A 25398-nucleotide genomic window follows, 5' to 3' on the forward strand; every position below is an offset into this window, starting at 1 on the left:
GCGCAGGTCACGGTTGGCGAAATTCAGCCCGGAGGCGTCACGAAACTGCAGGTTGAGGCGAAGTCCGCCCCGCATGCCACGCGCGAAGCGCTCATGGCCGGCGATCAGGGGGTCGAGATCTTTCTGATGCACCACCGGGTCCGACATCGCGGCATATGACCATGCCGCCTCAGGGGGCGCCAGTATCTATTTGTCCGGGCACGGAAAAATGTGTTGATAACCCATTCGGAGCTGCCGCGCGGGCAGGCGGGCAAACAGGGCCAATCCAAGCCGGTTGCATTCCCCTCCCGAAGCGGATAAAAGGCGCCGTTCAAACCCACACGCAGGCTTACGCGGTTATCGGGGAGACATCCCGATACGGCGTTCCGGTGTCCGAGTTCCACACGAGGAGCGAAGGACGTGCCTGCGGCGGCCCAACCGGAGAAGGATATAGGATGAGCCTGCCGACCTTTACCATGCGTCAGCTGATTGAAGCTGGCGTGCACTTCGGACACCAGACCCACCGCTGGAATCCGAAAATGAAGTCGTATCTCTTCGGAGATCGCAACAACATTCACATCATCGACCTGCAGCAGAGCGTGCCGTTGCTGCACCGTGCCCTGCAGGCCGTGCGCGACACCGTCGCCGGCGGCGGCCGTGTGCTGTTCGTCGGCACCAAGCGCCAGGCTTCGGAAGCCATCGCCGATGCGGCTGCCCGCTGCGGCCAGTTCTACGTGAACCATCGCTGGCTCGGCGGCATGCTGACCAACTGGAAGACCATCTCCCAGTCGATCAAGCGCCTCAAGGAGCTGGAAGAACTGCTGGGCACGGGCGAGCAGAACACTGCTGGTCTGACCAAGAAGGAAGTGCTGAACCTCACCCGCGAGCGCGAGAAGCTCGACCGGGCGCTGGGCGGCATCAAGGATATGGGCGGCCTGCCCAGCATCATGATCGTCATCGACACGGTGAAGGAAGATATCGCCATCGCCGAAGCCCGTACCCTGGGCATCCCGGTCGTTGCGATCCTCGATTCCAACTCCGATCCGCAGGGCATCACCTATCCGGTGCCGGGCAACGATGACGCGCTGCGCGCCATCAACCTGTACTGCGATCTGTTCTCGCTGGCCGTGCTGAGCGGCGTCGAGGACCATCTCTCGGAGACCGGTGCCGATATCGGTGCTGCCGAGGAAGCCCCGGTTGAGCTGGCAGTGGCCCCGCAGGCGGAAGCCGCCGCCGACGGCGCTGCGGCTCAGGCCTAAGCCTGACCAATCCCGGTCGCGGCGCCTCTGTCGTTTTTCGACGGGGCGCCGCAGCCGTTTCCGACCCGGCCGTTGAACGGTCGCATGCACTGACATTGAGAGGATGACATGGCTGAGATTACTGCGGCCCTGGTGAAGGATCTGCGCGAGAAGACCGGCGCGGGCATGATGGATTGCAAGAAGGCGCTGGGCGAGACCGGTGGCGATCTGGACGCCGCCATCGACTGGCTGCGCACGAAGGGCCTGTCGGCCGCGGCCAAGAAGGCTGGCCGCGTGGCCGCCGAAGGCCTGGTCGCCGTTGCCATCAAGGACAACAAGGGCGCTATCGTCGAGGTGAATGCCGAGACCGATTTCGTGGCCCGCAACCCGCAGTTCCAGGCTGTTGCCAGTGGCATTGCCACGGTGGCGCTGGCGGCTGGCGAAGATGTTGCCGTGCTGGAAGCCGCGGCCTTCCCGGGCACCGGCCGCAGCGTGAAGGACGAGCTGACCCATGCGATCGCCACCATTGGCGAGAACATGACGCTGCGCCGCGCCCGCACGCTGACCGTCGATGGCGGCGCCGTGATTGCCTATGTGCACAGTGCGCTGGGCGACGGCATCGGCAAGCTTGGCGTGCTGGTCGGTCTGAAGTCGACCGGCAAGCGCGAGGTGCTGGAGCAGATCGGCAAGCAGCTGGCGATGCATATCGCCGCCGCCAATCCGCAGTCACTGAGCACCAAGGATCTGGATCAGACCCTGGTCGAGCGTGAGCGTCAGGTGCTGACCGAGCAGGCTGCCGGTTCGGGCAAGCCGGCCGAGATCATCGCCAAGATGGTCGAAGGCCGTATCCGCAAGTTCTATCAGGAAGTGGTTCTGCTGGAGCAGACCTTCGTGATCGACGGCGAGACCCAGGTCGGCAAGGCCGTGGAAAAGGCTGCCAAGGATGCCGGCGCACCCATCGAGGTGACCGGTTTCGTGCGCTTCCAGCTGGGCGAGGGCATCGAGAAGAAGACCGACGACTTCGCCGCCGAAGTCGCCAAGATGGCCGGCTGATCGGGCCGATTGACCGAATACCGAAAAGGGGGGCAAAGGCCCCCCTTTTTTATGCCCGGTTTACCGCCCCGGATTGTGGCCGGAATCCGGGCCTGGAATCGGGATCGGGACAGGGCCTGCGGCTGCCACCTGCGCCCGGGCGTGGTATAACCTTTGCCACAGAATCGCCGCGCTTTTCCGTCATCCCTTGGCCCGCGCCATCGCCAAGGACGCCGCCTGAGGACCATCCATGACCATGAAATACCGTCGCGTCCTGCTGAAATGCTCGGGCGAGGCCCTGATGGGCCCGACCCCCTATGGCATCGACTTCGACACCGTCGACCGCATCACCAGCGAGATCAAGGCGGTGCACAGCCTGGGCGGCGAGGTCTGCCTGGTGATCGGGGGCGGCAACATCTTCCGCGGTGTGGCGGGCGCCACCCAGGGCATGCAGCGTGCCTCGGCCGACTATATGGGCATGCTGGCGACCGTGATTAACGCGCTGGCCGTGCAGCATGCGCTGGAAAGCCATGACGTGCCGAGCCGGGTGATGTCGGCGCTGCGCATGGACACGGTCTGCGAGCCCTACATCCGTCGCCGTGCCATCCGCCATCTGGAAAAGGGCCGGGTGGTGATCTTCGCCGCCGGCACCGGCAATCCCTTCTTCACCACCGACACCGCTGCCGCACTGCGCGCCGCCGAGATGGGCTGCGATGCGCTGCTCAAGGGCACCCAGGTGGATGGCGTGTACAGCGCCGATCCGAAGAAGGACAAGACCGCCACCCGGTATGAAACCCTGACCTACATGGATGTGCTGCAGCGCGACCTGAAGGTGATGGATGCCTCGGCGATCAGCCTGGCGCGGGAAAACCGCATTCCTATTCTGGTGTTCTCCTTGCACGAGCCGGGCGGCTTCGCCAAAGTGCTGGCCGGCACCGGCCGGTGTACTGTAATCACCGGCGAATAGGCCCGATGGGCCTTTCAGCCTATTGATTGACTTAAGAAAAAAGACGGGAGCGGGCAGTGGCCGAACCGGATATTGACGACATCGAGCGGCGAATGAACAAGGCGGTCGACGTGCTCAAGCATGAGTATGCCGCCCTGCGCACCGGACGTGCCACGGTCAGCATGCTGGACCCGGTCCGCGTCGAGGTTTACGGCAGCGTGATGCCCCTCAACCAGGTGGGTACCGTGAGCGTGCCCGAGCCGCGCATGATCAGCGTGCAGGTCTGGGACAAGAGCAACGTCAAGGCGGTGGAGAAGGCGATCACGGCCAGCGGCCTCGGCCTCAACCCGCAGGCCGATGGCACCCTGATCCGCATTCCGATCCCCGAGCTGAACGAACAGCGCCGCAAGGAGTTGACCAAGGTGGCCGGCCAGTATGCCGAGCAGGCCAAGGTGGCGGTGCGCGGCGTGCGGCGCGACGGCATGGATAATTTGAAGAAGTCGGAGAAAGACGGCGACCTCGGCGAGGACGACGTCAAGATGTATCAGGACGAGATCCAGAAGCTGACCGACGACGCGACCAAGAAGATCGACGAGATCCTGGCGCAGAAGACCAAGGAGATCCTGCAGGTCTAGCATGTCGCAGCCGGTTGTATCGCAGGCGCTTGCGCCGTCTCCGCCGCGCCACATCGCCATCATCATGGATGGTAATGGGCGCTGGGCGAAGGCGCGCGGGCTGCCGCGCAACCTGGGCCATCGGCAGGGCATCGATACCGTGCGCGATGTGGTGCGCGCCTGTCGCACGCTGCGGATCGAATACCTGACGCTGTACGCCTTCTCGTCGGAAAACTGGAAGCGCCCGGAAACCGAGGTCGCCGGCCTGATGGAGCTGCTGCGGCTGTTCATCCGGCGAGAGCTGGACGACCTGTGGCGCAATGGCGTGCGCATCCGCATGATCGGCGACCGCAGCAAGCTGGCGCCCGACATCATGCAGCTGATCACCGATGCCGAGCACAAGACCCGCGACAACCGCACGCTGACTCTGACCATCGCGCTGAGCTATGGCGGGCAGGACGAGATCGTTGCTGCCTGCCGCCGGCTTGCCGAACAGGTTGCCGCCGGCAAGCTGCAGCCGGACGAGATCACCCCCGATCTGCTGGCCGCCAATCTGGAGACAGCCGGCATTCCCGATCCGGATCTGGTGATCCGCACCAGCGGCGAGCAGCGGCTGTCGAATTTCCTGCTCTGGCAGTCGGCCTACAGCGAACTGATCTTTATCGACAAACTCTGGCCGGATTTTTCTGCCCAGGATCTTGCCAGTGCGGTGGAGGAATTCCAGCGCCGCGAACGCCGCTATGGCGGCAGCGAGTAACTGCCATCACCATGACAATCGATAACAGTCTCAAGCTTCGCATCCTGTCGGCTGCCGTCATGCTGCCGGTGGCAATCGGCATCACCTGGTACGGCGGGCCGGTCTTTGCGCTGCTGGTGCTGTTTGCGGTGGTGATGATGCTACGCGAATGGCTGATGCTGCCCGGCGATGCGGTGACGCCGGCCTTGATGGGCTTTTGCATCGTGCCGCTCGCGGTCGCGCTCAGCAGCCTGTCCAACGGCAAGGTCGATTGGGCCTTCATGCTGCTCGGCGTTGCCGCCATTCTGGCGGCTGGCGCATTCGGCAAGCACCGTGTCTGGGCTTTCACCGGTGTGATCTATGCCGGCCTACCGAGTCTGACGCTGGTTTGGCTGCGCAACGATCCCGAACACGGCCGCCTGATCGTGTTCTGGCTGCTGGTCGTGGTGTGGTCCACCGATATCGGCGCCTATGTCGCTGGCCGCCTGATCGGTGGCCCGAAGCTGATTCCGAGCATCAGCCCGAACAAGACCTGGGCCGGGCTGCTAGGCGGCATGCTCTGCGCCGCGATTGCCGGCGGCCTGATCGCCCGGTTCGACCCGCGGTTGCCCGCCGATCTGCTGGCCGCCTTCGGCGCAGTGGTCGCCGTGGTGGCGCAGGCCGGCGATTTCACGGAATCCGCCATCAAGCGGCATTACAACGTCAAGGATAGCGGCACCCTGATCCCTGGTCATGGCGGTGTGCTGGATCGCCTCGATGGCCTGCTGTTCGCCGCGCCGGTCGTCGGTGTGGCGCTGCTGCTGTGGCAGGATAAGCTGTGGCCATGACCGCCCATTCTGCGATACGCCGCGTTACCATTCTGGGCTCCACCGGATCGATTGGCCGATCGACCATCGACCTGATTGCCCGCGAGCCCGAACGCTTTCCGGTCGAGGCACTGACGGCGCAAAGCAATGTCGCCCTGCTGGCGGATCAGGCACTCAGCCTGAAGGCCCGGCTGGCGGTGATTGGCGATGAGGCCCTGTTGCCCGAACTGCGCCACCGTCTGGCCGGCAGCGGCATCGAGAGCGCGGCCGGGGCAGGAGCCATCATCGAGGCAGCGGCACGGCCGGCCGAGTGGGTGATGGCCGCCATCGTCGGCGCGGCCGGGCTGGAGCCGACGCTCGCGGCAGTGAGGCGCGGCGCCACCGTTGCGCTGGCCAACAAGGAAAGCCTGGTCTGCGCCGGACCTCTGGTGATGCGCGAGGCTGCTCTGCATGGCGCCACCATCCTGCCGGTCGATTCCGAGCATAACGCGATCTTCCAGGTCTTCGACTTCGACGCCCCGGACAGTATCGACCGGGTGATCCTGACCGCCTCGGGCGGGCCGTTCCGCACCCTCAGCCTGAGCGACATGCGCGATGTGACCCCGGCGCAGGCCATCGCCCATCCGGTATGGAGCATGGGGGCGAAGATTTCGGTCGATTCCGCCACCCTGATGAACAAGGGTCTGGAGCTGATCGAAGCCAGCTTCCTGTTCCCGGTGCCGGAAGACCGCATCGAGGTGCTGATCCACCCGCAGTCGGTGGTGCACAGTCTGGTCTCCTATGTGGATGGCTCGGTGCTCGCCCAGCTCGGCACACCGGATATGCGGACTCCCATTTCGGTGGCCCTGGCCTGGCCGGCCCGGATGCCCACCCCGGCGGCCCGGCTGGACCTTGCGGCGATTGCCAAGCTGACCTTTGAAGTCCCTGATTTTGCTCGTTTTCCTGCCCTGAACCTGACGCGGCAAGCCTTGCAAAGCGGGGGCAGCGCCCCTACTATCCTGAACGCAGCCAACGAGGTCGCTGTCGACGCCTTTTTGAATGGCCGGATCGGGTTTCTCGACATCACCAGGATCGTCGAGCAGACCCTGTCCCGCGTTCCCAGCGGCCCGCTCGGCGATCTTGCCGCGGTCCACGAGGCCGACGGCGCGGCACGGCGCTACGCAGCGCATCTGATCGACCCGACGGATGACGACCGGGTGGTGCGGGTGCAAACGAGAGGACGCAACCGGCGTTAGGCCGGCAGTCGAGGTGCCATGGATTTCGTTACCAATCTTGCCGGCTACATCATCCCCTTCGTCGTCGTTCTGACGATCATCGTGTTCGTGCATGAACTGGGGCATTACTGGGTGGCGCGGCGCTGCGGGGTGCGGGTCGAGGTGTTCTCGATCGGCTTCGGCCCTGAACTGTTCGGCTGGCATGACAAGCACAACACGCGCTGGAAGATCAGCGCGGTGCCACTGGGTGGCTATGTGAAATTCTTCGGCGATGCCGATGCCGCCTCGACCACCGACAATGGTGCCGTCGCGGCGATGAGCGCCGATGAGCGCAAGGTCTCGTTCCATCACAAGACGCTGGGTCAGCGCGCCGCCATCGTGGCGGCCGGCCCGGTGGCCAATTTCATCTTCGCGATCTTTATCTATGCCGCGTTGTTCAGCCTGGTGGGGCAGCCCTTCACCCCGCCGGTGGTTGGGGATGTGGTGCAGGGCAGTGCTGCCGAGGCTGGTGGCCTGCGTCCGGGCGACCGCATCCTGACTGCCGATGGCACAACCATCCAGCGGTTTGAAGAGCTGCGCGCCTTTGTGGCCCTGCGCGCCGAAACCCCGATTGCGCTGCGCGTGCTGCGCGATGGCGGCGAGATCGGCCTGACCGTGGTGCCGCTGCGCGTCGATGTTCCCGATGGTGCCGGCGGTACCCAGAAGGTCGGCCAGATCGGCATCCGCACAACCGGCGTCGATTTCGTGCGCCACGATCCGGGTACGGCGCTGGTGCAGGCCGTGCGCGAGACCTGGCATGTGGTGGCCAATACCTTCACCTATCTGGGCCGGATCATTAACGGCAAGGAATCCGGCGACCAGTTGAGCGGACCGCTCGGGATCGCCAAGATGTCGGGCGATGTTGCCAAGTCCAGCTGGCTGGCCCTGGTGTCGCTGATGGCCACCCTGTCGGTCGCCATTGGCCTTATTAACCTTTTCCCGGTGCCGATGCTGGATGGCGGCCATCTGCTGTTTTACGGCTATGAAGCGGTCCGTGGCCGCCCGCTGGGCGAGCGCGCCCAGGAATACAGTTTCCGCATCGGCTTCGCCCTGGTCATGTCGCTGTTCCTGTTCGCGACATGGAACGACTTGAATCGCCTGCCCATTTTCAATTTCCTCACTGGGCTTTTCTCGTGAATCCGGCTAAGTGAGGGGCGGCCTCGATACGATGGGAAGTGTGGCGGGTATGTTCCGAAATGATGCGCTGCGGCTGCTGCGCCGGATTGTCATGGTTGCTGTCCTGGCCGCCGGCCTGTTCGCCGTTCAGGCGCCGGCCGATGCGCTGGCCCAGCAGGGCGGCACGATCCGCGACATCGTGATCGAGGGCAATCAGCGTATCGAGCTTTCGACCATCCAGAACTACCTGACCCTGCAGCCCGGGGCTCTCTATTCCAGTGCCGAGGCCGACAAGTCGCTGAAGGCACTGTTTGCCACCGGCCTGTTCGCCGACGTCAACCTGCGCCTGCAGGGCAGCAGCCTGATCGTGCGCGTCACCGAGAATCCGGTGATCAACCGGATTCTGTTCGAGGGCAATCGCCGCGTTCAGGCCGACCAGCTGCGCAGCGAATTGCAGCTCAAGCCGCGCCAGGTTTACACGCGCTCCAAGGTGCAGACCGATACGCAGCGCATCCAGCAGATCTATCGCCGCACCGGCCGCTTCGCCGCCACCATCGAGCCGAAGGTGATCCAGCTGCCGCAGAACCGCGTTGATCTTGTTTTCGAGATCAATGAAGGCCCGCTGACCGGCGTCAGCCGCATCCGCTTCATCGGCAATCGGCAGTTCTCGGATTCAAAGCTGCGCGAGGAAATCCAGACCAAGGAAAGCGCCTGGTGGCGCTTCCTCAGTTCCGACGACAGCTACGATCCGGATCGCGTCACTTTCGATCGCGAGAAGCTGCGCAAGTTCTATCTCAGCAAGGGCTATGCTGATTTCGCGGTCACCAATGCCGTGGCCGAATTGCTGCCAAACCGTGAGAAGTTCATCATCACCTTCACGGTGGAAGAGGGCGAGCGCTACAAATTCGGCAAGATGGATGTTGTCAGCGAGCTGAAGGGTATCGATGGCGCCCAGATGAAGGAATTCGTGGTTACGCCCACCGGCGAGACCTACAATGCCGATCTGGTGGAAAAGACGGTACAGTCGATCACCAGCGAGCTTGGCCGCTTCGGCTATGCCTTTGTCGATGTGCGTCCTGATGTGAACAAGGATCGCGAAAAGCGCGTCGTCGACATCACCTATCGTATCGGCGAAAGTCCGCGTGTTTTCGTCGAGCGTATCGACATCGTCGGCAACGTCCGCACGCTCGACAAGGTGGTGCGCCGTGAATTCCGGCTGGCTGAGGGCGATGCTTTCAATTCGGCCAAGCTGCGCCGCACCCGCACCCGGCTGCGGGGCCTGAATTTCTTCGACAAGGTCGAGATCGCCGAAAGTCGCGGCAGTGCGCCCGACAAGGTGGTGCTGACAGCTGAAGTCACCGAGAAATCGACCGGCGAACTGTCCTTCGGTGTCGGCTATTCGACCACGGAAAGCGTGCTCGGCGATGTCTCGATCCGCGAGCGCAATCTGCTCGGCCGTGGCCAGGATCTGAAGGTCGGCTTCAGCCTGTCGACGACGCGTCAGCAGGCCGATCTGTCATTCACCGAGCCGTATTTCCTGGATCGCGAACTTGCCGCCGGTGTCGACTTGGTGCGGCGGCGCACTGATTATACGCGACGCAGCAGCCTGGATCAGACCACGACGTCGGGAACCACGCGTCTGTCATTCCCGATCACTGAAAACCTGTCGCAGCTGCTTTATTACCGCATCCGCCAGGACGAGATCGACAATATCGAAACCTCGGCATCGCGCTTCATCCGCGCGCAGGAGGGTCGTTACATTACCTCGGCGGTCGGGCATGCGCTGACCTATGATCGTCGTGATGACAAGGTCGATCCAACCACGGGCTATTATCTGAGACTGTCGCAGGAAGTTGCCGGTCTCGGCGGCACCGAGTTCTACGTAAAGAATGTCGGTAATGCGGCGAAGTATTTCCCCATCACGGATGAGACCGTGCTGACCCTCAGCACCGAGCTTGGCATGATCAATGGCATCAACGACGATGTCCGTCTGCCGAACCGCTTCTTCGTGGGCGGCGACAGCTTCCGTGGCTTCGCGGTTGGCGGCATTGGCCCGCGCGACACCACCACAAATGATTCACTGGGCGGCCAAAAATACTACACCGGTGAAGCTGACCTGATGTTCCCGATCGGCCTGCCGAACGAATTCGGCATCAAGGGCCGCCTGTTCTCCGTGGTCGGCAGCCTGTGGGACACTCCGGACGCAGGCCGCGAAGTGGTCGACCAGAACAGCATGCGCGCCTCGGCCGGCACCGGCATTCAGTGGAAATCGCCGCTGGGCCTGATCCGCGTCGATTTCGGCTTCCCGCTCATCAAGGAAAAGTATGATGAAGAGGAAATCGTTCGTATCAATTTCGGCTCTCGTTTCTAGCAAGGTTTGAAAGTTATGAATTCGCTCATCAAATCCGCCGTTGCTCTGGTTGCGCTGGCAATAGCCGCGCTGCCGGGTCTGGCTCTGGCGCAGGCGGCCGGTGGTGGCAAGGTGCCTGCATCGATCATTGCTGTCATCGACAGCCAGCGCATCAATCGTGACGCCGCCGCGCTGAAGAATGCCCGCCAGCAGCTTGAACAGTATCGCTTCAGCTTCCAGTCCGAGATTGCCAAGGAAGAAGAGAAGCTGCGCGCGGAAGAGCAGGAAATCGCGCGACAGCGCTCGGTCCTCTCGCCGGAGGTTTTCGAGCAGAAGCGCCAGGCCTTCCAGGGCAAGGTGGTCGAACTGCAGAAGCGTATCCAGGAGCGTTCGCAGTCGCTGGAAAAAATGCTGAACGGCGTGCGCGAGCAGGTCACCGTGCAGGTCATCGAGATCCTCAAGGGGCTGGCGACCGAACGCGGCTTCAACATGGTGCTCGATCGTGCCCAGGTGCAGATTTTCATCGGCGACAGCATCGATATCACCCCGGAAGTGCTGAAGCGCCTCGACCAGCGCCTGCCGACCGTCAAAGTGAATCTCCCCACCGGGAAATGACGGATGGCGGATCCGCGCTTTTTCGAGCGGGCCGGGCCATTCACACTGGGTGAGATGGCGGAGCGCTGTGGCGCCCGCCTAGCCGCTGGCGATATGGCCGGGCGGTCTGTCGATGATGTCGCGACCCTCGATCAGGCCGGTCCGGGTCAACTGACTTTTCTAGACAACCCGAAATACGCCGAGGCTTTTGCCACGACGCGGGCTGGCGCCTGCATCTTGCATGAAAAGCATGCCGGTCTGGCTCCGGCTGGTGTTGCCCTGCTGCTGTCGCCCAAGCCGTATCTGGCTTACGCCCGTGCCGCGCAGATTTTCTACCCGGCGCCCGCTGCGGCGCCGGGCATCCATCCGACAGCCGTTGTCGATCCGTCAGCTCAGCTTGGCGCCGGCGTTGCCATCGCCCCATATGCTGTGATCGAAGCGGGTGCAGTGATCGGCGCCGGCACGTCGATTGGAACTGGCAGTGTGGTTGGCCGCAGCGTCACGCTTGGCGAGGATTGCCGGATCGGACCGCATGTGACGCTGACGCATTGCCTGATCGGCGATCGCGTTCTGCTGCATCCCGGCGTTCGTATTGGGCAGGACGGTTTCGGTTTTGCTCCGGACCCGACGGGTCATGTCAAAGTGCCCCAGTTGGGCCGCGTGCAGATCGGCAGCGACTGCGAGATCGGCGCGAACAGCACCATCGACCGCGGCGCGGGCCCTGATACGGTGATCGGGCCGGGCTGTTGGATTGATAATCTGGTGCAGATCGGGCACAACGTGATCCTCGGTCGTGGCTGCATCATCGTGGCACAGTCCGGCGTTGCGGGTTCGACGCAGTTCGGTGATTTCGTCGTTCTGGCGGCGCAGAGTGGCGTTGCCGGGCATCTCAAGGTTGGCACCGGTGCGCGCATTGGCGCCAAGTCGGGTGTCATGACGGATATTCCGGCTGGCGAAAGCCATTTCGGCATTCCGGCGACCAGGGTTAAGGAATATTTCCGTCAGGTGGCCATACTTCGGCGCCTGGCGCAGAAGAAGGGTGCGGATAATGAGTGAAGCGCAATCGACCGCCAGCGTCGAATCCATCGATATCCTGCGGATCATGGAAATGATCCCGCATCGCTATCCGATGCTGCTGATCGATCGCGTCGTCGATCTCCATGTCGGCAAGAGCGCCATCGGCATCAAGAACGTTACTATCAACGAACCGCAATTCACCGGCCATTTCCCGACCCAGCCGGTGATGCCCGGCGTGATGATTGTCGAAGCGATGGCGCAGACCGCGGCTGTCGTTGTCGTGCACAGCCTGGGCAAGGAGTCTGAAGGCAAGCTGGTCTATTTCATGACCATCGATGAAGCCCGCTTCCGCAAGCCGGTGACGCCGGGTGACCAGATGCATATCCATGTCACGGCCATCAAGCAGCGCGGCCCGGTTTGGAAATTTGAGGGCAAGGCCATGGTTGATGGCAAGCTTGCTGCCGAGGCGATTTTCTCGGCGATGATCCTGGACAGGAAGTAAGCACCCTATGGCGCAGATTCATCCGACCGCGATCGTCGAAGACGGCGCCAAGATCGGTGCCGATGTTCGCATCGGGCCTTACAGCATCGTGGGGGCGCAGGTCGAGCTTGGCGACGGCGTCGAACTGCTCAGCCATGCCGTTGTCGCCGGCATCACCAGCGTTGGCGCCGCAACGAAGATCTTTCCTTTCGCCTCGGTCGGTCATGCGCCGCAGGATCTGAAGTTTAAGGGCGAACCGTCGCGCCTGGTGATCGGCAAGAACAACGTGATCCGCGAAGGCGTGACCATGAATCCGGGTACCGAGGGTGGCGGCATGCTGACCAAGGTTGGTGACAACTGCCTGTTCATGACCGGTGCTCATGTCGCGCATGACTGCCAGGTCGGCAGCAATGTCGTGATGGCCAACAATGCCACGCTGGCCGGCCATATCGAGGTCGGTGACTTCGCTTTCGTCGGCGGCTTGGCGGCGATCCATCAGTTCTGCCGCATCGGCCCGCATGCGATGATCGGCGGCATGTCGGGTGTCGAGCAGGATGTGATCCCCTATGGCATGGTGATCGGCAACCGTGCCCATCTGACCGGCCTGAATCTGATCGGCCTCAAGCGCCGCGGTTTCGAGCGCGAGGATATTTCAAAACTGCGCGAAGCCTATGATGCCGTATTCGCCAAGGGCGATACCCTGAGCAAGCGGCTCGACGATGTTGCGACCAGGTTCGCCGGCGTTGCCGTGGTCGAGGAGCTGGTCGACTTCGTCCGCAATGCCTCCAAGCGCGGCGTCTGCCAGCCACAAGTGGATGGTAGTGCGGCTGCCTAAACTCGGCCTGATCGCCGGCGGCGGCCAGATCCCGGCCCTGATCCGCGATGCCTGTCGCGCCGAAGGGCGCCCGGTGTTCATCGCCGCCCTGAACGGCTTCTGCGACCCCGCCACCATTGCCGATACCGACCATGCCTGGTTCGACCTGCCGCAGGTCGGCGGCCTGCTCAAGGCCCTGAAGGCGGCGGGTGCCGAGGAGGTCTGCCTCTGCGGCCGTGTCGCCAAACCCGACTTTTCCGCGCTCAAACCCGACTGGACCGGTGCATTGCTGCTGCCGAGGCTGATCAAGGCGGCGCTGGTCGGCGATGATGCCATCCTGCGTGTGGTGGTTGAGACCTTCGAGCGCGAGGGATTTCGCATCGTCGGGGCCGATGCCCTGGTGCGCGACCTGCTGGTGCGTGAGCGGCAGTATGGCGCCATCGCGCCGACGCCGGCGCAACAGGCCGATCTCGGCGTCGCCCTGCAGGCCGCCCGCCACCATGGCGCTGCGGACAAGGGGCAGGCAGCGGTGGCAGCCCAGGGCAGTGTCGTTGGCCTGGAAGATGATGCCGGCACCGATGCGCTGCTGCAGCGCATGGCAGGACAGCCTGAGGCCCGCGGCGGCGTATTGGTGAAATGCGTGAAGCCGCAGCAGGATCGTCGTGTCGACCTGCCGACCATTGGTGTCACCACGGTGGAGCAGGCCGCAGCGGCCGGTCTCGCCGGGGTGGCAGTGGAGGCGGGGGCCGCCCTGATGGTGGATGGCGCGGCAGCGGCGCGGGCAGCGGATCGCCTCGGCCTCTTCCTGATCGGATTGCCCCATGGTGGATAATCCTCGGGCAGATGACCGCAAGCTGCGGGTCGCGCTGCTGGCCGGTGAACCCTCGGGCGATGTGCTCGGCGCCAGTCTGATGCGGGCATTGCGCAACGAGACCGACGGCCGCGTTGAATTCATCGGCACGGGCGGCGCCTTGATGGAGGCGGAGGGACTGCACAGCCTGTTCCCGATTGCCGACATGGCGGTCATGGGTGTTGTCGAATTGCTGCCCAAGGCCCGCTTTCTGCTCGGTCGTATCGATCAGGCGGCAAAGTTCATTCTGGCGGAATCGCCCGATGTGGTCGTCACCATCGACAGCCCGGGCTATACGCGGCGCGTGATGCAGCGCGTGCCGGGTCGCAGCTTTCCCATCGTGCATTACGTGGCGCCGACGGTCTGGGCCTGGCGGCCGGGTCGGGCCCGGCGACTGGCGCGCCTGTGCAATCACCTGCTCGCCCTGCTGCCGTTCGAGCCGCCCTATTTCGAAGCGGTCGGCTTGCCGACCACATTCGTCGGTCATCCGGCGGTCGAGACGCTGGCGACAGCGCGCCGGGCCGAAGCTGCAGCTGACCAGGCCGGGCGCGGCTTCCGCCAGCGCCATGGCATCGCGGCCGATACCCGCCTGCTGGCACTGATGCCGGGCAGCCGCAAGGGTGAAGTCAAAAAGCTGCTGCCGGTCTTCACCGAGGCGCTGGCGCGGCTCAAGACGCAGGGCCAGCACCTGCATCTGCTGATCCCCACCGTGGAAACAGTGGCGGATATTATTCGTGCCGCAGCCGGCACGCTGCCCTTCCCGGCGACGGTGCTCGACACGGCACCCGAACGCTATGCCGCGATGCTGGCGGCCGAAGCCGCGCTTGCGGCATCGGGCACGGCGACCCTGGAGCTGGGCCTGGCCGGCACGCCCACGGTGCTGGCTTATCGGATCAATCCGATCAGCGCGGCGATCATGCGGCGCTTCATCACGATTCCATATGTCGGCCTGGTGAATATTCTGCAGCAGCGCGAGATCATGCCGGAATTCCTGCAGGAAAACTGCACGGCGGAAAAGATTGCACCGGCGCTGCTGGCCCTGCTGACCGACCCGGCAGCCCGCCAGCGCCAGATTGATGGCTGCGCCGCCGTGGCGGCCCAGTTGGGTGCCGAGGATCCGGTACCGCCAGCCCACCGCGCGGCCCGCGCCGTGCTGGCCGTGGCCGCCAGACGGTTGCCTGCGCCGACCTGATGACCCATATCAAGACACCTCAAGCCCGGAGGATTGCCCGATGAATGAAACCGCCCCGATCGCAAAGCCTGCTGTCCAGGCTGGCAGTTTCCAGATGCTGCACACCATGCTGCGCGTGTTCGACCTGGAGAAGTCGCTCGATTTCTATGTCGGCAAGCTGGGCATGACCCTGCTGCGCAAGACCGATTTTCCCACCGGTGAATTCACGCTGGCCTTTGTCGGTTACGGTGATGAGAAAACCAATACGGTGATCGAACTGACCCATAACTGGGGCCAGAAGGAGCCGTATACGATCGGCAGCGGCTTTGGCCATCTCGCCCTGGGCGTGCCGGATATCTATGGCGTCTGCAAGGCACTGGAAGAAGCCGGCGTGAAGATTCCGCGCCCGCCGGGCCCGATGAAGCATGGCGGCAGCGTCATCGCCTTCATCGAAGACCCTGATGGCTACAAGATCGAGCTGATCGAGCGCAAATAAGGAAAAGCCCGGCCCGGAAACAGTTTTCCGGCCGGGCTTTTTCTCTTATGGCGTCACCGTGACCACCGCACGCATCTTGGGATGGATGCGGCATTGCACGATGTATTCGCCGGCCTCCTTGAAGGAGACGGCGGTTTCCGAGTCCGGCGCCTGCAGGCCGATGTCGAAAATGCCGCCCTTGCTGGGCGAATAAACGTTATGGCCGAAGGGGTCTTCGTTGCGGAACAACACCTGTCCGCCGACCTTGACCCGGACCGTGGCCGGCTTGAAGGCAATGCCCTGCTGCACGATCACGATGCCGCCCTGGGCTTCCGCCAGGGTGGCATACAGACCGACCGCGCCGCCCATCATTATGCCAAGCAAGGCGGCCCCGATGACATAGGCGCGCATGGCTGGTTACTGGCGCGGGGTGAGGACGGCGATATCGATCACGGCTGTTTTGCCGTTGCCGATGGCGCTGCCTTTACCCATCTTGCCGGTGCCGACATCGAAACGATACAGCATGCCCCCGGACACCGCGAAGCCATGATAGCCATCCTTGGCATCGGTATAGATGTCGATGGACTCGACGATGGTACCCGGCTTCAGGCCGGTCGGGCCCACTGTGCGCAGCACGCCGTCATTCGGCGGATCCTGCACGATATAGGTGCCGTTCAGGCTGTCGATATCGAACAGCTGGGTCTGGGTCGCGCCGACAAAGGAATTGATATAGGCACCGGCATAGACGCCCATCGGCTTGCCGGCATTGCGGTCGGCCGGGCGGTAGGCCAGCTTGCCGTCGACGATGGCCTGGCCGGTATCGACATTGACACGCAGGCTCTGCCCTGAGGAGCCGATCACGCGCATGCGGTCGGCCTGCGGGTTGAAGTCGACAATCACATGGTCGATCGAGTCGATCACCACCGAGAGCTTTGCCTTGCGGGTTGCGGCGCCGGTCATGGTGTCGATGGTATAGATCGTGCTGTCGCTGGCCAGCGCATAGAGCTTGCGGTCAGCCGGGCGCACATCGATGCCAAGCAGCTTGCCGTCGACGCCGGTGATGGCAACGGACTTGACCTTGCCCGGCGTTTTGTCGGTGAACAGCAACAGTTCGTTGCGGTTGTTGAGGCCAGCGAGGTCGAGGGCATGGGCCGGGGTGGCGAACAGGCTGCCGGCACCAAGAATGGCGGCACCGAAAACGGCGGCAGTGGCGATACGCATGGTTCCTCCTGGCAAGCGGCTGAGACGCGCTCTTAATGGCGGGTCAGATGAACTGATAGACCGGAACGGACCGGGGTCAAGGGCAGGGAGCGATAACCCGGCCTTCAGGTTCCCGGTAACTTGATGTTGAACATGACCGCCAGCTTCTGTTGCAGCTGCCCGGCCGAAAAGGGCTTGATGACATAGGCATCGACCTTGTTCTGGCGGGCGGCGATGACGAATTCCTCATTCGCATTCCCCGTCAGCATCAGGAAGGGCATGTTCACCCAGGTCTTGCGCACATGCTTGAGCAGGTCGAGGCCGGTGACCTTGGGCATGTTCCAGTCGGATACGATCAGGTCGAACTGCACCTGGCTGCCGCTCAGCAGGTCAATGGCGGCCTGACCATCCTTGACGATGGTCAGATTGGCAACGCCAAGCTGCCGCAGTACGGATGCGGCGAGGCGCTGGGCGAACATGTCGTCCTCCACCAGCAGCACGCGCAGCCGTTCCAGTCCTGGCAGTTTGTTATCCAGCATTCTTCAGTTCCGCGGACGACATGCCCTGCTTCAGTTCGACACCCCGGCCACGCAACCAGGCAATGCCCGATTCCAAGGACAGTTTCAGTTCATCAGTGTAGCGGTTTGTTTCCCCGGCGTCCCCTGCGAGGCCGGCCTGCTCAAGCTGCACGGCCAGCCGGTTGACATCGCTCAAGCCAAGGCTCGCGGACGAGCTTTTCAGGCTGTGGGCCAGTTCAGCCATACGATGGCAATCCCGATCCTCGGCAAAGGCATTCAGGCCGACGATCATGTCGGCAGCCAGTTCCAGGAAGGTCTCGACCAGATCGAGTGCCATGTCAGCACCCAAATCCTGGGCCAGATCGTCCAGGGGCTGGCGGTCGAAGGCGTCTTCGGTGCCGCCATAAGGGGTTGGTTCGGCGATCACGGACGGGCCGCTGTTGGCAAATCCCATGACGCGGCGGATGGCCTGATCCAGGGCTTCGGGCACAATAGGTTTGCCGACATAATCGTTCATGCCGGCGGCCAGGCAGCGTTGCACGCCATCGGTGCTCAGCGAAGCCGTCACGGCGATGATCCGGGTATCGCGATGCGGTTCCGGCAGCTTGCGAATCTCACGCGCGGCCGAAATACCGTCCATCTCCGGCATATGAACATCCATCAGGATGACATCGAAGGGTGGTTCGGCCTGCGAGGCAGCCTCCAGGGCCAGTTTGCCGTTCACGGCAAAGGCGACCTGATGCTTCTGCTCCATCAGGATGCCGGCGGCGACCTTGCGGTTCACCGGATTATCCTCGGCCACCAGGATGCGCAGGGACGGCAGCGGGGTTTCGCCAGCCCCCTTGTGCACCGCCAGCGGCTGGGTGCCGGCGACCAGTGGCAGGCGGAACCAGAAGGTGCTGCCCTTGCCGATCTCGCTTTCGACGCCGATGGTGCCGTTCATGGCCTCGACAAGACGCTTGCAGATGGCAAGGCCAAGGCCGGTGCCGCCGAAGCGGCGCGTGATCGAGGAATCCGCCTGCACGAAACTGCCGAACAGCTTGCCGATGCTGTCCTTGGATATGCCGACGCCGGTGTCACGAATCTCGAAGCGGACCGAAGGCGTCTCATCCTGCGCGTCATGCTCGGCCCGCACGATCACATCGACCCGGCCGCTTTCGGTGAACTTGATGGCATTGCCGATCAGGTTGAGGACGATCTGGCGCAGGCGGTTCGGGTCGCCGATGAGGTAGTGGGGCAGGTGGCGATCGACATCGGCGCCCAGCAGCAGGCCTTTTTCCTCGGCGCGGTTGCGCATCAGGGTCAGGGACGCAGAGATCACGCGATTAAGGTCGTAATCGATGTTTTCGACATCGACGCGGCCGGCTTCCAGCTTCGAGAAATCCAGGATGTCATTGAGGATGACCAGCAGCGCTTCGGCGGAATCGAGTACGGTGCCGGCAAGATTGCGTTGCTCGCCATTCAGCGGCGTCTTGATCAGCAGGCGGGTCAGGCCGAGCACGCCGTTCATCGGGGTGCGGATTTCGTGGCTCATCATCGCCAGGAATTCGGACTTCGCCTTGGTCGCTGCCTCGGCGCGTTCGCGGGCGACCTGCAGATCTTCCATCGCCTGGCGGAACACGCGCAGTGACACTGCCATCTGGCCGATCTCGTCACGCCGTGCCGTTTTCGGCACACTGACGCCGACATCGCCTTCGGCCAGACGGAACATGGTTTTCGTCATGGTGTTGAGCGGCGCCACGATGTTGCGGATCAGCAGCAGCGACACCACGGTGATGACGAACGCCAGGGCGGCGATCATCATCATGGTGCGGTCCTTGGTATCCTGAATCGTGACTTCCGCCTGGCTGCGGAACACGAAGCCGTCTTCAGCCGCGATCTGGGTCAGGATTTCCAGGTTTTCCGAAATCTCTGCCGCGATGGTTTCGCGGGTCTGGGCCAGTTCGCGGCGTTCACGGCTTTCAGGTGGCTGATCCAATGTCTGCAATGCGGTCTGCAGCCAGGTCTCGTTGAGGAAGCGGATGCGTTCGCCATATTTGCGGATGCCCGGGTTCAGGCCGCGCTCCTCGGCGATCGCTAGGTCGGAGACGAATTCTTCGTTGCGGCTGCGGATATCCGCGGCATGGGTGCTGCGTTCAGCGACATCGCCCTCTGCCGCAATTTCGCGGGTCGTCAGTTCCTGGGTGACGAAACTGGTCTGGGCCAGGCGGGCATAGTTGATGGTCATCAAGGGCTGGTCATACAGCCGCACCACCAGGTCGCCGACCGACTGGACGGCCCAGAAGGCGGCCAGCCCGAGGCCCGCCGCGGTGAGCACGGCGATGGCGAAGGCAGCAGCCAGTTTGAGGCGCACGCTCAGGTGCATGGTAAATCCCGTTGGCCGACGCGGCGGTGGTAGTGATGGTATTGGTATTGCGCGCGTTTTTCGAGCGCTCCGGCAAATACGAAAACGTCAGCCATGCAAAAAAGGAAAGGGCCGCCTTTATGGGGCGGCCCGGGATAGAGGGTCTGCTGGGCGGAAGGTCAGAGGCGGGTGACGATCCAGGTCAGGGCCAGGCCGATGAGGCCCAGCCAGGTCCAGAATTGCGGCCGTCGCAGCAGCGAACGGGTCGCAATCCGGTTGTCATTGGAGGCCGAGGGCATGTCCAGATAGCCGGGGCGCAACCAACCGTAACCGGTTGGCCGGGTTCCCGAAGGCGGTTGCCCGCCATGCTGCTCTGCTCGTTTGCCCATGCGGCCCGCCTCCCGTCGGTACCGTCAGTCCGTCAATAAAACGCGGATTACTTGCGTTTGTCGAGCGGAATATACGGGCGCTTGGTGGCGCCGGTGTAAAGCTGACGGGGGCGGCCGATCTTCTGGGCCGGATCCTCGATCATCTCGTTCCACTGGGAAATCCAGCCGACCGTGCGGGCCAGGGCAAACAGCGCCGTGAACATCGCGGTCGGGAAGCCCATGGCGCGCAGGATGATGCCCGAATAGAAGTCGACATTCGGGTACAGCTTCTTGGAGACGAAGTAATCGTCTTCCAGTGCGATGCGCTCCAGCTCCATCGCCATCTTCAACAGCGGCTCATCCTTCACACCCAGCTCGTCCAGCACCTCGTAGCAGGTCTGGCGCATTACCTTGGCGCGCGGATCGTAGTTCTTATAGACGCGATGGCCGAAGCCCATCAGGCGGAAGCCCGAGTTCTTGTCCTTGGCCTTCTTCACTGCTTCGCCGACCTTGTCGACCGAACCGATCTCTTCCAGCATCTTCAGCACGGCCTCATTGGCGCCGCCATGAGCGGGGCCCCACAGGCAGGCAATACCGGCAGCGATACAGGCGAACGGGTTGGCGCCCGACGAACCGGCAAGACGCACGGTCGAGGTCGAGGCATTCTGCTCGTGATCGGCATGCAGGATGAAGATGCGATCCATGGCGCGCGCCAAGATGGGGCTCATCTTGTAAGGCTCGGCCGGCACGCCAAAGGTCATCTGCAGGAAGTTCTCGGCATAGCCAAGATCATTGCGCGGATACATGAAGGGCTGGCCGATCGAATACTTGTAGGCCATCGCCGCAATGGTCGGCATCTTCGCGATCAGACGATGCTGCGCGATCATGCGCTGCTTCGGATCATCGTAATCTGTGGCATCATGATAGAAGGCCGACAGCGCGCCGACAACGCCGCACATCACGGCCATCGGATGCGCATCGCGCCGGAAACCGCGGAACAGGAAGTGGATCTGTTCATGCAGCATCGTGTGATTGGTGATCGAATTCTCGAACGACTTGCGCTGATCGCCATTCGGCAGTTCGCCATTCAGCAGCAGGTAGCAGGTCTCGAGGAAGGTCGAATGCTCGGCCAGTTCGGCAATGTCGTAACCGCGATACAGCAGCACGCCTTCGTCGCCGTCGATATAGGTGATCTTGCTCTCGGTGCTGGCCGTCGAGGTGAAGCCCGGGTCATAGGTGAAGTGACCAGTCTCGGCGTAGAGCTTGCGGATATCGATCACCGAAGGACCGACCGAGCCGTCCAGCATGGGGAGAGAGATGGTCTTTCCGGTATTGGGATCGGTAAGCGTAACGGGCTTGCTGCCGGTGGTCATTCGGGTACCCCCAGGTTGGGACTGCATATGTGATTGTTGTAACAACACTATAGGGCGGCGTCTGCGCCAGAGAAAAGTGTTTCCCGGCTAGCAAAATATCCGACCTTGGATGAATAAAATTCCTGCAGCCATTCCGCGTCGCGCCGCTGTAACGTCGCATTTCGCCGTCTGTACGGGCTTGGAGACTTGCTGCCGCCAGCCCAGGAATGTTTGACGATGCCTGATGCCGCAGCCCTCGATGCCCTGTTCCGGACGAGCCGACGGCTGCCTGGCCAAGGCGATCATCGGCGATGACCAGAACGTCGCCGAACACATGGCCTGCCTGTCCCCCAATAACCTGAACGCAAAAAAGTTCGGCGACCCTGGGGTGGCCGGGTAGGCCGCACCTTCCGTTGCGGAACCCTGCGGGACGCCTATTTCACCTCATCCTGGCAGGCCCGGGCAGGGCAGGTGGAGCTTGCTGTCCAGCCCGGCCATGCGATTCGAGCCTGCTTTTCCCGCGCAACCCGCGGCTGGCCTTCGAGGTGGTCCAAAATGTTCCTTATTAGTTCTCATTTCGCGAGTGTGATGAAGTCAATAACGCCTTCATCACACTCGCGAATCCCGGGCTTTTCGAAGTCTTTTGCGCATTGCGAAAAAGATCGGTGAAAAGCGGGAAAACGCGCTTGACCGGGTAGGGGCCGCTGAGTAATGTCCGCCCCGCGATTCGACCTGGTGGTAGGGAGTTTTCCTAAACACAGATCGATGAACAGCCAGGGTCTCCGTAGCGCTCACGTTGAGGCTAGGCTAACGCGACTGGACATAATGACCCCTCTCCGCGGCCGATGGGCCGCAAGGATGGGTCTGGAGCGGAGTAAATGAGGCGGATTGCCGGGCTGAAAAGCCGTCGGTGGTTCGCCTTGGTGTTTTTTTATGTGTTGAACCAAAACTTGGCGGAGTTTCAACTCGTATGCCGACTATCAACCAGCTGATCCGCAAGCCGCGCTCGCCGAAGCCGGTCCGTGACAAGGTTCCCGCGCTGCAGGAATGCCCGCAGCGTCGCGGCGTCTGCACGCGCGTCTACACGACGACCCCGAAGAAGCCGAACTCGGCGCTTCGTAAGGTCGCTCGCGTGCGTCTGACCAACGGTTTCGAAGTCACCAGCTATATTCCTGGTGAAGGCCATAACCTGCAGGAACACTCCGTGGTGATGATCCGCGGCGGCCGCGTCAAGGATCTTCCTGGCGTGCGCTACCACATCATCCGCGGCGTGCTCGACACGCAGGGCGTCAAGGATCGCAAGCAGCGCCGTTCGAAGTACGGCGCGAAGCGTCCGAAGTAATTCAGGAGAGACACGATGTCGCGTCGCCACGCAGCTGAGAAGCGCGAGATTCTGCCGGATCCGAAGTTCGGTGATCTCGTTCTGACCAAGTTCATGAACATGCTGATGTACGAAGGCAAGAAGTCGGTCGCGGAAGCGATCATCTACGGCGCCCTCGATCGCATCAAGTCCAAGACCGGCAACGACCCGGTCAAGATGTTCCACGATGCCCTGAACAACGTGAAGCCGGCCATCGAAGTCCGGTCGCGCCGCGTCGGCGGTGCCACCTATCAGGTGCCGGTGGAAGTGCGTCACGACCGTGGTCAGGCGCTGGCCATTCGGTGGCTGATCTCGGCGGCCCGCGGCCGCGGCGAGAACACCATGATCGACCGCCTGTCGGGCGAGCTGCTCGATGCCGCCAACAACCGTGGCGGTTCGGTCAAGAAGCGCGAAGACACCCATCGCATGGCGGAGGCCAACAAGGCCTTCTCCCACTACCGCTGGTAAGAAGCGGCTTAAGAGTTTTCGGAGATCGTCATGCCTCGCACTACTCCCTACGAGCGCTACCGCAATATCGGCATCATGGCCCACATCGATGCCGGCAAGACCACGACCACGGAGCGCGTGCTTTATTATACCGGCCGTTCGCACAAGATCGGCGAAGTGCATGACGGCGCTGCCACCATGGACTGGATGGAGCAGGAGCAGGAGCGCGGCATCACGATTACGTCGGCTGCCACCACCTGCTTCTGGAACGACCACCGCATCAACATCATCGACACCCCCGGCCACGTCGACTTCACCATTGAAGTCGAGCGTTCGCTGCGTGTGCTCGACGGTGCGGTCTGCCTGTTCGACGGTGTTGCCGGCGTTGAGCCGCAGTCGGAGACCGTGTGGCGCCAGGCCGACAAGTACGGCGTGCCGCGCATGTGCTTCGTCAACAAGCTCGACCGCATGGGCGCGAACTTCTTCCGTTGCGTCGACATGATCATTGATCGCCTCGGCGCCGTGCCGCTGGTGCTGACGCTGCCGATCGGCGCCGAAGCCGATTTCAAGGGCATCGTCGACCTGGTGCGCAACCGCGCCATCATCTGGAAGGATGAGAGCCTGGGCGCCGAGTTCTTCTATGACGAGATTCCGGCCGATCTGAAGGAACAGGCTGCCGAATGGCGCCAGAAGATGATCGAAGCCGCCATGGAAATGGATGACGCGGCGCTGGAAGCCTATCTCGAGGGCAAGGAGCCCGACGAGAAGACGCTGACCGCCTGCATCCGCAAGGGCACCATTGCCGGCAAGTTCGTGCCCGTGCTCTGCGGCTCGGCCTTCAAGAACAAGGGCGTGCAGCCGCTGCTCGACGCCGTCATCGACTATCTGCCGTCGCCGGTCGATGTCGCTGGCGTGGAAGGCCTGAAGCCGGGCAGCGACGACAAGCTGGTCCGCAAGACCTCGGACGACGAGCCCTTCTCGGGTCTCGCCTTCAAGATCATGAACGATCCCTTCGTCGGTTCGCTCACTTTCGTGCGCATCTATTCGGGCGTTCTGGAAGCGGGTTCGGGCGTGCTGAACACCGTGAAGGATAACCGCGAGCGTATCGGCCGCATGCTGCAGATGCATGCGAACACCCGCGAGGAAATCAAGGAAGCCCGCGCCGGCGACATCGTCGCGCTGGCCGGCCTGAAGAACACCACCACGGGCGACACGCTCTGCGATCCGAACCATCCGATCATCCTGGAGCGCATGGAATTCCCCGAGCCGGTCATCGAGGTCGCGGTTGAGCCGAAGACCAAGAACGACCAGGAGAAGATGGGCCTCGCGCTCAATCGTCTCGCTGCCGAGGATCCGTCCTTCCGCGTTTCGGTCGACCATGAGAGCGGCCAGACCGTGATCAAGGGCATGGGCGAACTCCACCTCGAAATCCTCGTCGACCGCATGCGTCGCGAGTTCAAGGTCGAAGCCAATGTCGGCGCCCCGCAGGTTGCCTATCGTGAGGCCCTGACCAAGAAGGCCGAGATCGACTACACGCATAAGAAGCAGTCGGGCGGTTCGGGCCAGTTTGCCCGCGTCAAGCTGCGCTTCGAGCCGCTGGAGCCGGGCGAGGGCGTGCAGTTCGTCAATGACGTGGTCGGCGGCAACGTGCCGAAGGAATACGTCCCGGCCGTCGAAAAGGGCATCCGCCAGATCGCCGCTTCGGGCGTGCTGGCCGGCTTCCCGGTCATCGACTTCAAGGCGACCCTGTATGACGGCGCCTACCATGACGTCGACTCCTCGGCGCTCGCCTTCGAAATCGCCGCCCGTGCGGCCTTCCGCGAAGTCGCCCCGAAGGCCGGTGCCAAGCTGCTCGAGCCGATCATGCGTGTCGAAGTCGTGGCGCCGGAAGATTTCGTCGGCGACGTGATGGGCGACCTGTCGTCCCGCCGCGGTCAGCTGACCGGCACCGAACCGCGCGGCAACGCGCAGGTCATCAATGCCATGGTGCCGCTGGCCAACATGTTCGGCTACGTCAACAACCTGCGCTCGATGACCCAGGGCCGCGCGCAGTACACCATGACTTTCGATCACTACGCCCAGGTGCCGCAGAACGTGTCCGACGAGGTGCTGGCGAAGCTCGCCGGCTGATCCGAAGAACACGAACGCGCATCACTGAACACACATCCGATCTAGCGGAGATAGTAAAATGGCCAAGGCAAAGTTTGAGCGTACGAAACCGCATTGCAACATTGGTACGATCGGCCACGTCGATCATGGCAAGACGTCACTGACGGCTGCGATCACGAAGGTGCTGGCGGAGAGCGGCGGCGCGTCGTTCACGGCGTATGACCAGAT

At 62.9% G+C, this 25398-nt stretch carries 27 protein-coding genes; 21 read left to right on the forward strand and 6 right to left on the reverse strand.

The genetic code is table 11. From position 1 onward, the window contains the following. Positions 1-434: 434 nt before the first annotated feature. The 16 genes from rpsB to gloA all read left to right on the forward strand — a co-directional run bounded on the left by rpsB (position 435) and on the right by gloA (position 15493). The gene (gene rpsB, locus AAG799_RS13870; protein ID WP_341896854.1) at positions 435-1238 is read left to right on the forward strand and encodes a 30S ribosomal protein S2; all 804 of its coding nucleotides are present in this window, start codon (positions 435-437) and stop codon (positions 1236-1238) included. 108 nt (positions 1239-1346) lie between these two features. After that, positions 1347-2270 (forward strand): translation elongation factor Ts, encoded by a 924-nt coding sequence (gene tsf, locus AAG799_RS13875; RefSeq protein WP_341896856.1) that lies wholly within the window; start codon positions 1347-1349, stop codon positions 2268-2270. Between the two features lie 235 nt (positions 2271-2505). Next, positions 2506-3216, forward strand: coding sequence for a UMP kinase (pyrH, locus tag AAG799_RS13880; RefSeq protein WP_341896900.1), 711 nt, complete (start codon positions 2506-2508; stop codon positions 3214-3216). 92 nt (positions 3217-3308) lie between these two features. After that, positions 3309-3830: a ribosome recycling factor gene (gene frr / locus AAG799_RS13885; protein WP_341896902.1), complete on the forward strand. Its 522-nt coding sequence runs from the start codon at positions 3309-3311 to the stop codon at positions 3828-3830. A gap of 1 nt (position 3831) precedes the next feature. Then, the gene (locus tag AAG799_RS13890) at positions 3832-4566 is read left to right on the forward strand and encodes an isoprenyl transferase (protein WP_341896857.1); all 735 of its coding nucleotides are present in this window, start codon (positions 3832-3834) and stop codon (positions 4564-4566) included. A gap of 11 nt (positions 4567-4577) precedes the next feature. Next, positions 4578-5372, forward strand: coding sequence for a phosphatidate cytidylyltransferase (locus tag AAG799_RS13895; protein ID WP_341896859.1), 795 nt, complete (start codon positions 4578-4580; stop codon positions 5370-5372). After that, on the forward strand, positions 5369-6586 hold the full coding sequence (locus tag AAG799_RS13900) for a 1-deoxy-D-xylulose-5-phosphate reductoisomerase (protein ID WP_341896861.1): 1218 nt from the start codon (positions 5369-5371) through the stop codon (positions 6584-6586). The genes AAG799_RS13895 and AAG799_RS13900 overlap by 4 nt, the downstream gene beginning before the upstream one ends. A gap of 18 nt (positions 6587-6604) precedes the next feature. Continuing rightward, the gene (gene rseP, locus AAG799_RS13905) at positions 6605-7741 is read left to right on the forward strand and encodes an RIP metalloprotease RseP (protein ID WP_341896862.1); all 1137 of its coding nucleotides are present in this window, start codon (positions 6605-6607) and stop codon (positions 7739-7741) included. A gap of 49 nt (positions 7742-7790) precedes the next feature. Further along, complete coding sequence (gene bamA, locus AAG799_RS13910) at positions 7791-10091, forward strand: outer membrane protein assembly factor BamA (protein WP_341896864.1); 2301 nt, start codon at positions 7791-7793, stop codon at positions 10089-10091. A gap of 15 nt (positions 10092-10106) precedes the next feature. Next, complete coding sequence (locus AAG799_RS13915) at positions 10107-10685, forward strand: OmpH family outer membrane protein (RefSeq protein WP_341896866.1); 579 nt, start codon at positions 10107-10109, stop codon at positions 10683-10685. A gap of 3 nt (positions 10686-10688) precedes the next feature. Then, positions 10689-11720 carry a UDP-3-O-(3-hydroxymyristoyl)glucosamine N-acyltransferase gene (lpxD, locus tag AAG799_RS13920; protein ID WP_341896868.1) on the forward strand — a complete coding sequence of 344 codons (1032 nt, stop codon included), beginning with the start codon at positions 10689-10691 and terminating at the stop codon, positions 11718-11720. Beyond that, positions 11713-12183 (forward strand): 3-hydroxyacyl-ACP dehydratase FabZ, encoded by a 471-nt coding sequence (gene fabZ / locus AAG799_RS13925; RefSeq protein ID WP_341896870.1) that lies wholly within the window; start codon positions 11713-11715, stop codon positions 12181-12183. Before lpxD ends, fabZ begins: the two co-directional genes overlap by 8 nt. Before the next feature lie 7 nt (positions 12184-12190). Continuing rightward, entirely contained in the window at positions 12191-12997 is an 807-nt protein-coding gene (gene lpxA / locus AAG799_RS13930; RefSeq protein WP_341896872.1) for an acyl-ACP--UDP-N-acetylglucosamine O-acyltransferase, read from the forward strand. After that, positions 12984-13808: a UDP-2,3-diacylglucosamine diphosphatase LpxI gene (lpxI, locus tag AAG799_RS13935; protein ID WP_341896874.1), complete on the forward strand. Its 825-nt coding sequence runs from the start codon at positions 12984-12986 to the stop codon at positions 13806-13808. Before lpxA ends, lpxI begins: the two co-directional genes overlap by 14 nt. Then, positions 13798-15018 (forward strand): lipid-A-disaccharide synthase, encoded by a 1221-nt coding sequence (gene lpxB, locus AAG799_RS13940; protein WP_341896876.1) that lies wholly within the window; start codon positions 13798-13800, stop codon positions 15016-15018. The genes lpxI and lpxB overlap by 11 nt, the downstream gene beginning before the upstream one ends. Before the next feature lie 40 nt (positions 15019-15058). Continuing rightward, positions 15059-15493: a lactoylglutathione lyase gene (gloA, locus tag AAG799_RS13945; RefSeq protein WP_341896878.1), complete on the forward strand. Its 435-nt coding sequence runs from the start codon at positions 15059-15061 to the stop codon at positions 15491-15493. A gap of 45 nt (positions 15494-15538) precedes the next feature. Here the strand turns inward: gloA and AAG799_RS13950 are convergent, their stop codons facing one another. The 6 genes from AAG799_RS13950 to gltA form a co-directional block, all read right to left on the reverse strand. After that, a complete protein-coding gene (locus tag AAG799_RS13950; RefSeq protein WP_341896880.1) occupies positions 15539-15883 on the reverse strand; it encodes a plastocyanin/azurin family copper-binding protein in 345 nt (114 codons plus the stop codon). Between the two features lie 6 nt (positions 15884-15889). After that, complete coding sequence (locus tag AAG799_RS13955) at positions 15890-16693, reverse strand: DUF4394 domain-containing protein (protein WP_341896881.1); 804 nt, start codon at positions 16691-16693, stop codon at positions 15890-15892. Between the two features lie 104 nt (positions 16694-16797). Next, entirely contained in the window at positions 16798-17211 is a 414-nt protein-coding gene (locus AAG799_RS13960) for a response regulator (RefSeq protein ID WP_341896883.1), read from the reverse strand. Beyond that, entirely contained in the window at positions 17201-19555 is a 2355-nt protein-coding gene (locus tag AAG799_RS13965; protein WP_341896885.1) for an ATP-binding protein, read from the reverse strand. The genes AAG799_RS13960 and AAG799_RS13965 overlap by 11 nt, the downstream gene beginning before the upstream one ends. 158 nt (positions 19556-19713) lie before the next feature. Next, a complete protein-coding gene (locus AAG799_RS13970; RefSeq protein ID WP_341896887.1) occupies positions 19714-19923 on the reverse strand; it encodes a hypothetical protein in 210 nt (69 codons plus the stop codon). Positions 19924-19970: 47 nt separating this feature from the next. After that, complete coding sequence (gene gltA / locus AAG799_RS13975; protein ID WP_341896889.1) at positions 19971-21275, reverse strand: citrate synthase; 1305 nt, start codon at positions 21273-21275, stop codon at positions 19971-19973. Positions 21276-21498: 223 nt separating this feature from the next. Here gltA and AAG799_RS13980 point away from each other — a divergent pair, with 223 nt between their 5' ends. The 5 genes from AAG799_RS13980 to AAG799_RS14000 all read left to right on the forward strand — a co-directional run. Beyond that, complete coding sequence (locus AAG799_RS13980) at positions 21499-21654, forward strand: hypothetical protein (protein ID WP_341896892.1); 156 nt, start codon at positions 21499-21501, stop codon at positions 21652-21654. Between the two features lie 570 nt (positions 21655-22224). Continuing rightward, positions 22225-22596: a 30S ribosomal protein S12 gene (gene rpsL, locus AAG799_RS13985; protein WP_341896894.1), complete on the forward strand. Its 372-nt coding sequence runs from the start codon at positions 22225-22227 to the stop codon at positions 22594-22596. 15 nt (positions 22597-22611) lie between these two features. Continuing rightward, positions 22612-23082: a 30S ribosomal protein S7 gene (gene rpsG / locus AAG799_RS13990; RefSeq protein WP_341896896.1), complete on the forward strand. Its 471-nt coding sequence runs from the start codon at positions 22612-22614 to the stop codon at positions 23080-23082. Positions 23083-23112: 30 nt separating this feature from the next. Continuing rightward, the gene (gene fusA / locus AAG799_RS13995; protein WP_341896898.1) at positions 23113-25191 is read left to right on the forward strand and encodes an elongation factor G; all 2079 of its coding nucleotides are present in this window, start codon (positions 23113-23115) and stop codon (positions 25189-25191) included. 58 nt (positions 25192-25249) lie between these two features. Next, positions 25250-25398: GTP-binding protein (locus AAG799_RS14000; RefSeq protein ID WP_341896904.1), on the forward strand; the 149-nt coding region annotated here is incomplete at its 3' end.

Origin of the sequence: Ferrovibrio terrae, assembly GCF_943371255.1 — a bacterium.
Lineage (GTDB): Bacteria > Pseudomonadota > Alphaproteobacteria > Ferrovibrionales > Ferrovibrionaceae > Ferrovibrio > Ferrovibrio terrae_B.